Annotated in this window: 13 protein-coding genes; 9 read left to right on the top strand and 4 right to left on the bottom strand. The window is 54.3% G+C overall.

Features of this window, described 5'->3' with window-relative positions; all coding sequences use genetic code 11:
* Positions 1–56 precede the first annotated feature (56 nt).
* The 5 genes from ACW9KT_RS15080 to ACW9KT_RS15060 all read left to right on the top strand — a co-directional run bounded on the left by ACW9KT_RS15080 (position 57) and on the right by ACW9KT_RS15060 (position 4,188).
* Entirely contained in the window at positions 57–542 is a 486-nt protein-coding gene (locus ACW9KT_RS15080) for an ATP-dependent zinc protease family protein (RefSeq protein WP_457081823.1), read from the top strand.
* A 56-nt stretch (positions 543–598) separates the two neighbouring features.
* Positions 599–1,549: a 30S ribosomal protein S6--L-glutamate ligase gene (gene rimK / locus ACW9KT_RS15075; RefSeq protein ID WP_457081821.1), complete on the top strand. Its 951-nt coding sequence runs from the start codon at positions 599–601 to the stop codon at positions 1,547–1,549.
* Between the two features lie 141 nt (positions 1,550–1,690).
* The gene (locus ACW9KT_RS15070; RefSeq protein WP_457081819.1) at positions 1,691–2,740 is read left to right on the top strand and encodes a succinylglutamate desuccinylase/aspartoacylase family protein; all 1,050 of its coding nucleotides are present in this window, start codon (positions 1,691–1,693) and stop codon (positions 2,738–2,740) included.
* 134 nt (positions 2,741–2,874) lie between these two features.
* Positions 2,875–3,555, top strand: coding sequence for an OmpH family outer membrane protein (locus ACW9KT_RS15065; protein WP_457081817.1), 681 nt, complete (start codon positions 2,875–2,877; stop codon positions 3,553–3,555).
* A 300-nt stretch (positions 3,556–3,855) separates the two neighbouring features.
* Complete coding sequence (locus ACW9KT_RS15060) at positions 3,856–4,188, top strand: hypothetical protein (RefSeq protein ID WP_457081815.1); 333 nt, start codon at positions 3,856–3,858, stop codon at positions 4,186–4,188.
* Between the two features lie 83 nt (positions 4,189–4,271).
* On the opposite strand, the gene ACW9KT_RS15055 is transcribed toward ACW9KT_RS15060, so the two are convergent.
* The 4 genes from ACW9KT_RS15055 to ACW9KT_RS15040 form a co-directional block, all read right to left on the bottom strand.
* A complete protein-coding gene (locus ACW9KT_RS15055; RefSeq protein WP_457081813.1) occupies positions 4,272–4,829 on the bottom strand; it encodes a hypothetical protein in 558 nt (185 codons plus the stop codon).
* A 79-nt stretch (positions 4,830–4,908) separates the two neighbouring features.
* Entirely contained in the window at positions 4,909–5,571 is a 663-nt protein-coding gene (locus ACW9KT_RS15050) for an NAD-dependent epimerase/dehydratase family protein (protein WP_457081811.1), read from the bottom strand.
* A gap of 165 nt (positions 5,572–5,736) precedes the next feature.
* Positions 5,737–6,573 carry a CvfB family protein gene (locus ACW9KT_RS15045; RefSeq protein WP_457081809.1) on the bottom strand — a complete coding sequence of 279 codons (837 nt, stop codon included), beginning with the start codon at positions 6,571–6,573 and terminating at the stop codon, positions 5,737–5,739.
* Between the two features lie 184 nt (positions 6,574–6,757).
* Complete coding sequence (locus tag ACW9KT_RS15040; protein WP_457081807.1) at positions 6,758–8,647, bottom strand: hypothetical protein; 1,890 nt, start codon at positions 8,645–8,647, stop codon at positions 6,758–6,760.
* A 336-nt stretch (positions 8,648–8,983) separates the two neighbouring features.
* Between ACW9KT_RS15040 and ACW9KT_RS15035 the strand changes: the two genes are divergently transcribed.
* The 4 genes from ACW9KT_RS15035 to ACW9KT_RS15020 all read left to right on the top strand — a co-directional run bounded on the left by ACW9KT_RS15035 (position 8,984) and on the right by ACW9KT_RS15020 (position 12,085).
* A complete protein-coding gene (locus ACW9KT_RS15035) occupies positions 8,984–10,249 on the top strand; it encodes a putative DNA modification/repair radical SAM protein (protein WP_457081805.1) in 1,266 nt (421 codons plus the stop codon).
* A gap of 237 nt (positions 10,250–10,486) precedes the next feature.
* Positions 10,487–10,669, top strand: a complete 183-nt coding sequence (locus tag ACW9KT_RS15030) for a hypothetical protein (protein WP_457081803.1) — start codon at positions 10,487–10,489, stop codon at positions 10,667–10,669.
* Between the two features lie 64 nt (positions 10,670–10,733).
* Positions 10,734–11,618, top strand: coding sequence for an alpha/beta fold hydrolase (locus ACW9KT_RS15025; protein WP_457081801.1), 885 nt, complete (start codon positions 10,734–10,736; stop codon positions 11,616–11,618).
* A gap of 104 nt (positions 11,619–11,722) precedes the next feature.
* Entirely contained in the window at positions 11,723–12,085 is a 363-nt protein-coding gene (locus ACW9KT_RS15020; protein WP_457081799.1) for a hypothetical protein, read from the top strand.
* The last annotated feature ends 41 nt before the right edge of the window (positions 12,086–12,126 follow it).

Genomic DNA, 12,126 nt, shown 5'->3' with positions numbered 1-12,126 from the left:
CAACTAAAACGTCAAACTCACCATTTCATCGCTCATTACTTCACCATCCCAGCTCAATGATAAAAAAGCAGGTTTCGAAACGAGTGGTAGGACGGCGGGAATTGGTGGATTTTCCACAGTTTCAGCTGCGAGGCGTAGAGGCAAAAGTAGATACAGGTGCTTATACGGGGGCCATTCACTGCTCCAATATTCACGTCGAGACTCTGCCTGATGGCCGCGAAATGCTGCGTGTGCTCCTGCTCGACCCCTCACATCCAAATTTTGATGGGCAGCCGCTGGAATTTGAAAATTTCTTGCTGCGCGACATCAAAAGCTCCAACGGTGAAGTGCAGGAACGCTATGTTATTCAGACAGTTATTCAGTTATTTGGGGAAGATATTCCTGCTGAGTTTTCCCTGTCCGACCGCTCCGATATGCGCTACCCGGTACTCATAGGTCGGTCTTTATTAAGGCAAGCTCAACTAGTAGTTGATGTTGCCCGCCTACATTTGTCATACAAAAGTCAGCGGGTCGCCAAACATCCGCGGCCTTCGATTGATTAGGCTATTCCTTGCTGCCCTGATTCTACTACCCAATTCACTCCTGACCTATCCTTCTAATGAAACTGGCCATTCTCTCGCGTGAGCCGAAGCTATATTCCACGAAGCGCCTGGTGGAAGCTGCAACTCAACGCGGTTATCAGGTAGAGGTCGTGGACCATTTGCACTGCAACTTAGTGCTGGAAAAAGGCTCACCAGGTATTATTTACGGAGGCAAAAAGCTCACCGACTTCGACGCCATTATTCCCCGTATTGGGGCCTCGGTTACCTTTTATGGTACGGCCGTAGTACGTCAATTTGAAATGATGAAGGTGCGCACGGCTATTGATAGCCAAGCTATTGTGCGCTCACGCGATAAGCTGCGCTCCATGCAGATACTGGCGCGGGCTGGCGTGGGTATGCCCAAAACCGCCTTCACCAACTACTCCGACGAGGTGCCCGAAATGATAAAGCAAGTGGGTGGCGCCCCTGTCATTATCAAGCTGCTGGAAGGCACACAGGGCCTGGGGGTAGTGCTGGCCGAAACCGAAAAAGCCGCTCAATCGGTGATTGAGGCTTTTCATAACCTAAAGGCGCGCATTATTGTGCAAGAGTTTATTGCCGAGAGCAAAGGCGCCGATCTGCGGGCATTTGTGGTCAATGGCGAAGTGGTAGGGGCCATGAAGCGGCAGGGCAAGGAAGGCGAGTTTCGCTCCAACCTGCACCGGGGTGGCTCGGGCAAGCTGGTCAAGCTGAGTCGGGCCGAAAAAGCGGCTGCTTTGCTGGCAGCCAAAGCCTTGGGTCTCGGTATTGCGGGTGTCGATATGCTTCAGAGCAAGCGCGGCCCGCTGGTTTTGGAGGTGAACTCGTCGCCGGGCTTAGAAGGGATTGAGAAAGCCACGGGCCTTGATATTGCCGGCAAAATCATTGAGTACACAGCTGAGCTGGCACACAGCAAACGCAAGGACAACAGCAAGAAAGCTTCCCGAAAAGCCCCCCAGCCCGATACCCAGCCCGACGTAGTAGGGTAGAGGCTACAGCGAAGTAGTTTTATGCTTCGCGAGCAGCACCCAAAAAGCCCCCCAGCCGTACTTACGGACAGTATTGTTCAGTTTTTTGGGTAAACGCAGCAAGATTTGCATCGCTTTACCTTTCACCTAACTATCCAGCCCTTGCCCCACACCTACGGCCCGACTGATATGCTGATTAATGGCTTGGTCATCCGGCCGGGCGAGCGGGTGCTGACGCGACTAGTGATTTCGCGCCTGCCTTCCCGCACCGTAATTGATATTCCAGTTTATGTGTATCGGGCCCAGGAACCAGGACCGACGGTGCTGCTGATGGCGGGCATGCACGGCGACGAGGTAAACGGCATCGAAACGATTCGCCGCTTAGTGCGCCGTGAGTTATTGCAGCCTTTGCGCGGCACTATCATCGCCATTCCCATCCTCAATATCTACGGGTTTCTCAACTTCTCCCGCGAGGTGCCCGATGGTAAGGACGTGAACCGCAGTTTTCCTGGCAATCCGCGCGGGTCGCTGGCAAGCAGAGTAGCGCACCGGTTTATGCGCGAAATCATGCCTTTGATTGACTACGGTATCGACTTTCATACCGGCGGTGCGGCTAGGGCCAATATGCCTCAGGTGCGCTGTCTGCTAGGAGAAGATGCCCAAACGGATGCGTTGGCAGCGGCTTTTGCCGCGCCCTTTACCCTGCACGCAGCTCTGCGGCCGGGCTCTTTGCGGGAGGCTGCCATGCAGCAGGGGCGGCGCATTATCGTGTATGAAACTGGCGAGTCGCTCCGCCTCGATGAGAACGGAATTGAATTGGCTATTGCGGGCACATTTCGAGTATTGCACCATCTGGGCATGGCTCCTGACTCGGTGCCGGCTGCACAACCAAGTATCGTGTGCCGGCGCCATAGCTGGCTGCGGGCCAAATTTGCGGGCCTTTTTCGTAGCCACGTGAAGAATGGGCAGTTTCTGGAAAAAGGCGAAGTGTACGGTAGCGTAGCCGACCCATACGGAGAAGGCACGGTGCGCCTGGAGTCGCCAACTGCGGGCTACGTGATTGGGTTAAATCATATGCCGGTGGTAAATCAGGGCGACGCGCTGGTGCACATTGCCTGGCCCCAGGATTTGCCCCCCAGCCGCTCAAGTCATTGGCCTGCCTCCGCCGAAATGCCCTCTACTGCGGCCAACCAAGACGACGACCAGGTATAAACCTGGTTGCTCGGCGTGGGGGCCGAAGCTGAAGGGTAGCCAAGGTGCTCAATTAGATGCCTTATTTCACAACCTCCCGGTTTCTGCGTTTCTTTGGGGTGCCGGCGGGGTGTCGGCCGCTTATAACCCTTTGAATGAAAACGAATTCGTTGCTTTTAGCTCTCAATGCAGTGTTGGCCGTTGCCGTGGCCATCTTATTCTATCTGCATTTCGCCCAGAAACCAGCCACCGTGCCCGCCGCTGCCCCCACCGCGGCCGTTGCCGCCACCGATAGCACCACCACTGCAGCCGACGAGGATACTACCACAACCACCACAACGGCTGCTCCTGCCGCCGCAGTTGCCGCTGCCCCCGCTGCCTTTAAGATTGGTTACGTAGAGTCGAGCAAGTTGCTGGATGGCTACAAGGGAATGCAGGTGGCGCGCCGCAACTTTGAAACGAAAGCCAAAGGCTGGGAAAGCCAGAATAATAAGCTTGTAACGGGCTTCCAGGCCGCCGTGCAGAAATACCAGTCGCAGGCTGCCAGCCTCACGCCCGAGCAGCGCGCCGCCACCGAGCAGCAGCTTCAGCAGCAGGAGCAGCAAGTGGCGCAGGAGCAGCAGAAGCTACAGCGCCAAGCCGCCGAAGAAGAAGCCAAAATGAGTCAGCAAGTACTCACTCGCGTGAATAAGTTGGTGGAGCAGTATGGCAAAGAGAACGGCTACCAGTTTATTCTGATTGCGCAGCCCGGCGGCTCTATTGCCTACAGCCGCAAAGACCTCGACGTGACGGCCCCTGTGCTCAAGCGCCTAAACGACGAGTACGGCAAAAAGTAACCTCAACCCGCGTTTTACCTCTTAACGCCTGTTGCTCATTAGAGCAGCAGGCGTTTTGCTTTGCAGCCTAATCAAAGCCAAATTACCTCCTTGACTTTCTTATGTAAAAGAGGTGCAAAAAGCCCCCAACACACTCCTGGCTGAAGAGTAGGTGCCTAGGCTGATAAGTGCGCTCTTCCTTGCAGATCAGGAAGTTGTCATTAGAAAATCGACTTTTTTTGAGGCTTCGTATTAAACCTCAACCAAAGATCTGCGTCTAAATACTAGTGGTGACTGTACAAAGGTGCCGCTAACTAGACGATGAAAAAGCTACTCAGAGTACCTGTGATATTGATAGCACTATTGTGCTCGGCTGAACTTCTGACTGGTTGTGTAACTGCCGCCCAACCGGGCGTAGTGGTAGCCGCGGGCCCCGCTTACTACCCACCGCCACGGCCTTATTACGGATATCGGGCCCGGCCTTACTACCACCGTCCATCGCGAGTGGTAGTGGTGGAGCGGCCGCCTGTTGTGGTAAGGCCCCGGCCACGACCCGTCATTGTTCGGCCGCGTCCGGGCTATTATCGCCAAGATGTCCGCCAGCCCCTGCGCGACGGCCGCTCCTATGGCCATTCACGCGGCCGGATTCGCTAAAGGTTATCTATTTAACGAAAAAGCCCCCCAGAAATACTCTGGGGGGCTTTTTTGTGATTTACTAGATTCCCTAAGGCATTGTTCTAGAAAACAAAGCGCAAGCTGAAAGCTGCATCCGAGTACAAGCCTGTTACGCCGTCGAATACTTCGAAAAAGGGCTTGTAGTCCACGCCAACAACGAAGGGCAGATCGGGCATCTTGTACTCCAGACCCAGAATCAGGTCAGCACCGAAGGCAACGTAGTTACGGTCTTCACGGTAATAGACGACGTAATAGTCCTTGCCTTTCTTACCGTAGTAGCGTCGGTCGGCAAAGTAGTAGCGCCCGCTGTAAGAGCCAACATGGCCGCCGGCTCCGTAGTAGAATTGAAGGCCTTTAATGTCACTTACAGGCAAGTGTTTTTCCAACAGCAAGGTAAGCCGGCCGCCCTTGGCAGCGTACTCGGTAGTGAGTAAACCTTCCAAAGCCACGTTGTTCTTGCCACTCATGAAATGCTTCACGGTAAGACCCGAAGAATAGCCACCGGCTCTCAGGCCAATTCCGGTGTTGTAGCCGGCTCCGCCGCTGCCTTTTTTACTTTGGGCCTGAGCAGTGGTACCAATAATAAGCGTAAAAATGAGTAAGCGGTAAAAAAACTTCATGGCTGTTAATTGGGGTTAAAAAGCAATTGCTACCCCAAAAGTGCAAAATCCGTGCTGGAAATGGCCGGATTTGGCGTTTTCAGCGCACAGCAGCTATTTCATCCGACAAGTGCACTCGGATGCCACCGCCGTCTTCTTCGGCCGCACTCAGCATGGCGCGGGCCACCGTAGCGGCCTCAATGGGCTGATACTTACGCAGTGGCCCCAGCAATAATGGTCGGAGCAGGCCCAGCAAAACAGCCCCAATCTGCTCACCCAGCCGCTTCTCCGTGCGGTTGCCGAGTAGAAGCGAAGGCCGAAAAATGTGAATGGCCCGAAAGGGAGTTTTGCGCACGGCATCCTCCATTTCACCTTTTACCCGGTTGTAATAAATGCTCGCGTTGGCATCGGCGCCCATGGCGGACACCACGAGGAACTGAGCCGCAAAATTAGCTGCCGTTAGGGCCGCCAGCTTTACTACATACAAGTAATCGACCTTGTAAAATGCTTCTTTTGAGCCAGCCTGCCGCATCGTGGTGCCCAGGCAGCAGTATACATCGTCGGCAATAAGGGACAAGCGGTGCTGCTCCAGCTGATCGAATTCTATTACGCGCTGCTCTAGCTTGGGGTGTACCAGCGGTACGGGCCGCCGACCTACAACGATAACTTTGGCGTAGCGGTCGGAGGCGAGTAATAAGGTCAGGAGCTGGCTGCCAATCAGGCCGCTGGCGCCGGCGATAAGAGCAGTTTTTTGAGGTGTCATGGTGCGTATGAAGGCAGAGAACCGGAAGGGCAGAAAGCTTTTTTCCCTCCTACGATAAAATCACCGTTTGATAGTAAAGAAGCCGTAAAAGAGTGCCAAGCAGCACCTGGTAGCTGCCAACGACACTAACTTTAGGCTCCAGCGGATAAGTAGGCCTTCCGTTACTTATTCCTGCTCTAGTAGTCGGGTTTCGTCGGGGCCAAGTTGCACCTGGCCGCGCTTATATAAGGTGCCGAGGGCTTTTTTAAACACCTTCTTGCTCATTCCTAAGCGCCGATAGATATCGTCGGGCTCGCTTTTATCAGATAAGGGCAAGGTGCCGCTGTTGGCACGCAGGGCCGTCAGAATGGTTTCGGTGGCAGCCAGGGCTTCGTCGTAGCCAGCTCTTTGCAAGCTCACATCCAGCTTGCCATCGGGCCTGATTTGGCGCACGTAGCCGGGGAGCTTGTCGCCGAGGCGCAAGGGCCGAAATACCTCATTATGATACAGCAAACCAAGATGGGCGCCGTTTACTATTACCGTGTAGCCTAAGTCCGTGTCTTGAGCTACGAATAGCTGCACTTCGTCGCCGGGATGGCCCGCGAATTCTTCTTGGGGTAAATACTTCTCCCACTTAGACGACGCCACAATGCGGTCCGAAGTCTCGTCGATATACACGTAAACTGTAGCCCGCTGACCGACGCGCAAGGCTTGGCGCTGGTTGCGGTAAGGGAGAAATAGATCTTTTTCGAGGCCCCAATCCAAGAAAGCGCCATTCGAGGATACGTCGCGGACGGTGAGAGCTGCGAATTCGCCTACTTTCGCCAACGGCTCTAGGTTGGTGGCAATAAGGCGGTCTTCGGAGTCGCGGTACACGAATACGCGCAGCCAGTCGCCAATTTGAGTTCCTTCGGGTACGTACTTGCTAGGCAGCAGCAAATCGCCATCGTCGGAGGTAAGGTAGAGGCCGAAATCCACGGCGCGGGCTACTTCTAGTTCGTTATAGTCGCCGAGGGCAAGCATAGGGTATACAGGTAATGGGTGAGAGAGTTAGTGAGCGAAGGTACGGATGGCCGCTGGGTTGATGCTATAGCTGGTCTGGGGGGCAAATCCGTCGGCCTTTCCGCTCTTTAACCCTTAGAATACGGGGAAAGAAGATAAAACGGGTATTCTTAGCGCTGTTTGCTATGAATATGAAGTCCGTTTGTTACTGATACGGCGCTACGCCGGGGCGGGTAAAGTTGAAGTCGCTGAAATCATAATAAGCGCCCGAACTCTCAAATATGCGGTAGCCATTATTGGTCAGTTGGCCGCGTGGGTAGAAGCCAAACAGAATTTGAATGGTGCGCAGGGCCGTGTATTCGTTGCGGAAGCGCAGCCCAAGCCCAATGCCAGTAAAAGGCTTGTCAATGAACGGCGATTCGCGCCCAGGCGTAGTGGCCAGCCAGGCCACATCGGCAAAAGCTACGCCGGCCAGGCGAAAGCCCAGAAAAGATACCGGCGTATACATGGTCGCCTCATAGTTGACCACAAAGCGGCTAGTGCCGCGCAACGTGCCGTCGGTGCGGAAGCCGCGCAGGCCTCGCTCACCTTCAATGGATAAGAGCTGCTCACCGGGGCGCCGGTCGAAGCCCAGATCCATGCGGTTCCACAGAAAATGACGCCACTGGTAATTACCGGTGTTATAGAGGCGCGTGAAAAAAAGCACCTGCGTACTCAGCAAGCCTTGTTGCCAGTCCCGGTCGCGCTGGCGCACAAAGGAGCCATACTCCCCGCTCAGATACAAGTAGCCCCGGCGCACACTATACAAGCCACTGGACGCCCGCAAGCCGTAGTAGCGCCGGTTACCGAGCTCATTGAGTTCGTAGCCAGCGGTGAGACTTAGCAGCGTACCCGTTGGAACGTCCTCGGTACGACCGAAGCCGAAAAGATATTTGTCCTTATAGTAATGCCGGACACTATAGCCAACGGTGCCCAGAAATAGGCTGGCATCGGCATAGTCCTCAATGGGGCGCTCAGTATACGTTGTGTTCAAAAAACGGCCTGATACTACAAAGCGAGCAGGATTATCGTAGCCCAGGTCGTAGCTCTTGAGATTGAGGGCCCGGCCAATCCACACGTCGCGGGTGCTGTAGCGTAAGCGCTCCCGTCGAGACGGATCGATGGGGGGCAATTGGGGAAGCTGGATAAGCCGGTCGTAGAAATCCAGGGCTACGGCGCCGGCGTACTGCGTGTTGATGGACACGAAGTCGCGGGCCACGTACGCGCCTACTTCCTTGTTCTCGTACTCATTGCGGTAGCGGACCTGGGCGTTTATAAAGTTGCGAAAAGGCACAAGGTAGCTGCCCTGATAGCGCCACGGCTGGGGGCTGGCCCGCCCGTATTCGTAGCGGTTGCGAAACTGATGCCCGAGCCCCAAAAAATTGATGTCGTTGAGGCCAATAACGGCCGCGTCCACGTCGCGAATCTGCAGGGAGCCGCTCAGGCTGAATACATCCTTAGTAATAATCTGCACGTCCACGCTGTCGGCCGTGGTGGTAGCTTCATTCACAAACACACGGGCATCGAGCAGCTCACTGGTCTGACGCAGAATACGTTCCGACTCGGTTAGCTCCTGCGGTCCTAGCTCTTCGCCTACCCGAAACAGCAGCAACTGGCGCACCCGGGAACGCGCGGTGGTGATGTGCAGCGCATTTCCGCCCTTCTCCAAAAAGTTGCGCGGCAGGCGGTTGGGGTCATTGATTCGGTAGCCAAAAGCATCGAGCGGCGTGATATTGATGCTGCGCACAATCTTGTAGTTGTGCTGATTGTACTGCCGGTCGAGCAGGGTAGCATCGAGGCCTGCTCGCTCCTCAGCGCGGGCAGTGAAATTGAATAAGGCATCCAGCGCTTTGCCCGCAAGAGTTTTACGCTCAGCATAAGCCTTCAAGCCAGTAAGTATGCGCTCTTCATCGAAGCGGCGGCGCAGGGAGTCAGCGCGAGTTTCGGGCTGCGTACGCACCGAGTCAACGACCGGAGGCGTGGGGTCCTGTGCGTGAGCCGCGCCCGCCAGCAATACTAACGGCAGCACCAGCCGCCACCATTTCCGGTGCAGCATAAGGAAAGCAGACGCTAGGCAAGCAAGCATAAAAAAATCATGACACAATAGCCAAACGGCAACCTGCAAGATACAAACATCGCCGCGCGTACAGCAGGTACGAAGCAGGCAGCTTAAAGGCGTAAGCAGAAAGAAATTTGGGTGATAAGATCTTAAATCAACGGCAGAAAACCGGCAGTGTTCCATCGTAGTTAAGCACTGGTCTGGGGGCAAAAAAGGTAGCGCGAGCGAGCATTTTAAAGATGCTTTGTGAAACCTTTCCTAAAAAAATTAGCTTAATGTACTATTGCGTATATAAAGTCTAGTTGCTATTTTTAAGCCATCAAAGGCCCTCGAATGAACGAACGGATTCAGGAAAAACTAAGTATTTTGGCAGACGCCGCGAAGTACGATGTTTCGTGCTCCAGCAGCGGGGGCAAGCGTAAGAACGAGAACAAAGGCTTGGGCAACGCCGAGGGCATGGGCATCTGTCACAGCTACACCGAAGACGGCCGGTGCGTGTCGCTGCTCAAGATCCTGCTGACCAACTATTGCATTTTTGACTGTGCCTACTGCGTCTCGCGGCGCAGCAACGACGTGAAGCGCGCCGCCTTTACCGTGGACGAAGTCGTGGACCTCACTATGAACTTCTACCGTCGAAACTACATCGAAGGGTTGTTCTTGAGTTCCGGTATTTTCAAAGATTCCGACTATACCATGGAGCGGCTGGTGCGCATTGTTAAGAAGTTGCGCCAAGAGCACAGGTTCAACGGTTACATCCACGTCAAGACCATCCCTGGTGCCTCGCCTGAGCTTATTGCGGAAGCCGGCTTGTACGCCGACCGCTTGAGCGTGAATATTGAGTTGCCTTCGGAGCTGAGCTTGCAGAACTTGGCTCCCGAGAAAAACTACAAAGAGATTTTGACCCCGATGAAGCAGATTCATCAGGGCATTGTGCAGAATAAGGAGGAGAAGGCGCTGTTTAAAAAAGTACCAGCTTTTGCCGCTGCTGGTCAGAGCACTCAGCTTATTGTAGGCGCCTCCGATGAGAACGACCATCAGATTCTGCAGCTTTCCGATTCGCTTTATAAAGGCTACGGCTTGAAGCGTGTATACTACTCTGGCTACGTACCCGTAACCGACGATGCTCGCCTGCCCCAACTCACCCGTCCGCCTGTCATTCGGGAGCACCGCTTGTACCAGTCCGACTGGCTGATTCGCTTTTACGGATTCCAAGCGGATGAAATTCTGGACCCTCAGCATCCACATCTGGATTTAGAGATTGATCCGAAACTGGCGTGGGCCTTGCGCAACCGCCACGTGTTTCCAGTTGACGTGCAAACGGCCGATTACGAGATGATCCTTCGGGTGCCCGGTGTAGGTGCGCGCTCGGCTAAGCGTATCGTGGCGGCTCGGCGCTTTGCTCCGCTCACCCTAGATCATTTGCACAAGTTTGGAGTGGTGCTCAAGCGGGCAAAGTTCTTTCTTACCTGCCGCGGCCAAGCGCTCGACAGTCGTGAATATGATGAGCAAAGCCTGCGCCGTCAGATCTTATTTGGCTCCGGGGCAGTACGCTCGGCTCTAGTTACCCAACAGCTTGATTTGTTCGCTCAAGCTTCTTGAAGAATAAAGTATCCAATTTATAAGCTTAAAATTGAATTAAAGCATGAAACCCGGCATCATCTTAGTGTCTGATATGCCTTATAAGTAATAGTAAAATTCGGCGCAGTAACTCTTGGTAGTTACTTTCTGAGGGTACTGCGCCGGAATATCTTTTGCCTTTTTACCTGATTCTGCCACCCTGACGCCGTGTTGCGGCTCTGCATACTGAACAAACTTTAGCGACCAACAACTACTACCATGACTGTTTCTCACCGCGGCGCCGACGCGTCGGCCGCACTCTTAGAATCCTCAAAAAACCTCAAAGTGGCTCGTTTGGCCTGCTGCTGCAAACTCAGCGACTTACTTCCGCTAGTGCGGCAACTCCATGAAAGTGTCCGCGCCAACGCCGCCCAAAGCGAGTCGCGACCTGAGGCTGCCTAAGCTGCTGAGTGGGTAGAGGTAGCTGAACGGCAACCTCTTAACCCATCAGTGGGTAAAGGGGGAAGTGCAATACGACCTCGAACATCATTACGTCCCGACCAACGGCATAACGCTGCACGTCGTGCAAAGCGGACCTAAAGATGGTCCGCTGGTTATTCTGCTGCATGGCTTTCCGGAATTCTGGTATGGCTGGCGCCGCCAGATTCCGGTCTTGGCCGAGGCGGGCTACCGCGTGTGGGCGCCTGACCAGCGTGGCTACAATCTGAGCGATAAGCCAACCGCCGTCGTGGCCTACAAAATGACGGCACTGGTGGCCGATGTGCTAGGCCTGATTGACGCGGCCGGTCACGAGCGCGCTTACCTAGTTGGCCACGACTGGGGGGCATTAGTGGCCTGGAATATAGCCGCTTACTACCCCGACCGGGTAGCTCGAGTATGTATTTTGAATGTGCCGCATCCACAGGCTTTGGCCGATGAGTTGCGGCGTAGCCCTCGCCAACTAAGTAAGAGCTGGTACATCTTCTTCTTTCAGTTGCCTTGGGCACCCGAAAAGTTGATGGGCTTCAACAAATACCAACTGGCGGAGCATACCCTCAGGGGCACTAGTCGCCGGGGGGCTTTTAGCAAAGAGGATCTAGGATTTTACCGGGCGGCTTGGGCGCGCCCGAAATCCATGACCAGTATGATCAACTGGTACAGGGCAGCCGCCCGGTATGCCCGGCAGCTGAAGCTACCGGCTCGGGTACGGGTTCCGGTGCATATTATTTGGGGTAAAAGAGACGCCTTTCTGAATGCCAACCTAGCGCAAGAAAGCCTGGCTTGGTGCGAAGCTGGCCGGCTTACTTATTTCGATAAGGCTACGCATTGGGTTCAGCATGAAGAAGCTCCGGCCGTTAATCAGCTATTGCTTCAGTTTTTTGCCAAAGCAAAGTCTATCGACCCGAATTAGCTTTTTGTTCGCTGCTGAGAAGAGCAGGATCATTCATTAATTTCTTAACCTCAGAGCGACGTATGCAGTAAGAAAGGGACTGTTCAACCAAAACCTACCTACTTATGAGTGTGCCTCGTTCTGAAGTAAACGCCCTGCTAAACGCTTCCCTTGCCATTCTCAATGGCGACGTTGCCAACGGTATTGAGCCCGCCATTGCGAATATCAATAAATGGAGCCAACTGCTGAGAATGGCTGGTGATACTGCCTACGATACCATCGCCGCCGATTTACAGCAGTTGGAAGGCCACCTAAATGGGAATGATGTGTCGCCAATTACCAGCACCCTCCATACACTGGCTGAGCACCTCGTCAGCATTGATGATGATGCCAACCGCTTTCAAATTGAACCGCTTCACGCATTAGCCCAACGGCTCAGCGACGTAGCCCGTGAACTGCAAGCCACGGCGGATCAGGCCCAACAATAGCCGCTGCCCAACTTGCGTCGTAATAACTCAACGGTGACCGT

It is taken from the genome of Hymenobacter sp. HD11105 (assembly GCF_054051685.1).
The sequence above is the reverse complement of the archived record's forward strand: the minus strand, read 5'-3'. Positions and strand labels throughout refer to the sequence as shown.

What these genes read in the sequence shown, in the direction of transcription:
- ACW9KT_RS15080 (WP_457081823.1), top strand. Translation starts at nt 57, where the DNA reads ATGATAAAAAAGCAGGTTTCGAAACGAGTGGTAGGACGGCGGGAATTG.
- rimK (WP_457081821.1), top strand. Translation starts at nt 599, where the DNA reads ATGAAACTGGCCATTCTCTCGCGTGAGCCGAAGCTATATTCCACGAAG.
- ACW9KT_RS15065 (WP_457081817.1), top strand. Translation starts at nt 2,875, where the DNA reads ATGAAAACGAATTCGTTGCTTTTAGCTCTCAATGCAGTGTTGGCCGTT.
- ACW9KT_RS15060 (WP_457081815.1), top strand. Translation starts at nt 3,856, where the DNA reads ATGAAAAAGCTACTCAGAGTACCTGTGATATTGATAGCACTATTGTGC.
- ACW9KT_RS15055 (WP_457081813.1), bottom strand. Translation starts at nt 4,829, where the DNA reads ATGAAGTTTTTTTACCGCTTACTCATTTTTACGCTTATTATTGGTACC.
- ACW9KT_RS15050 (WP_457081811.1), bottom strand. Translation starts at nt 5,571, where the DNA reads ATGACACCTCAAAAAACTGCTCTTATCGCCGGCGCCAGCGGCCTGATT.
- ACW9KT_RS15045 (WP_457081809.1), bottom strand. Translation starts at nt 6,573, where the DNA reads ATGCTTGCCCTCGGCGACTATAACGAACTAGAAGTAGCCCGCGCCGTG.
- ACW9KT_RS15040 (WP_457081807.1), bottom strand. Translation starts at nt 8,647, where the DNA reads ATGCTGCACCGGAAATGGTGGCGGCTGGTGCTGCCGTTAGTATTGCTG.
- ACW9KT_RS15035 (WP_457081805.1), top strand. Translation starts at nt 8,984, where the DNA reads ATGAACGAACGGATTCAGGAAAAACTAAGTATTTTGGCAGACGCCGCG.
- ACW9KT_RS15030 (WP_457081803.1), top strand. Translation starts at nt 10,487, where the DNA reads ATGACTGTTTCTCACCGCGGCGCCGACGCGTCGGCCGCACTCTTAGAA.
- ACW9KT_RS15020 (WP_457081799.1), top strand. Translation starts at nt 11,723, where the DNA reads ATGAGTGTGCCTCGTTCTGAAGTAAACGCCCTGCTAAACGCTTCCCTT.